Genomic DNA, 344 nt, shown 5'->3' on the forward strand with positions numbered 1-344 from the left:
CTTTGGTAGGTAAACATCCATCCCTGCACTACCCATACGGCATCCGGATTTCCTGATTTAAGGGACTCATAAATAGAACTTCCGTACTCTGCCAAAAGTTCAGATACCGGTTGATCCGTCTTTGGAAGGTCCATTTCATTGAAGCTATCCGCAAGATAGTATTTGCCTTTTCCAAACTCACTCTCCCACTCTTCCATAAAAAGTTTTCCTATCTTATCAAACAAGGGTGTTTTTGGACTGATAAGATACCCTTGATATTTTTCTGGAAAACCTCCCCAACTTACTTGTAAAAGTTCATTCTCAGGATATAATCTATTGATGTCTTTTGGAGCAAAACCAGCAAA

At 39.5% G+C, this 344-nt stretch carries 1 protein-coding gene; it reads right to left on the reverse strand.

Going from position 1 to position 344, the window contains the following annotated elements; translation table 11 throughout:
* Positions 1-344 (reverse strand): alpha-N-acetylglucosaminidase TIM-barrel domain-containing protein (locus MWU65_RS17640; protein ID WP_281501091.1); only part of this gene is annotated, 344 nt, incomplete at both ends.

The organism is Cellulophaga sp. F20128 (assembly GCF_023015805.1).
Taxonomy (GTDB): Bacteria; Bacteroidota; Bacteroidia; order Flavobacteriales; family Flavobacteriaceae; genus Cellulophaga.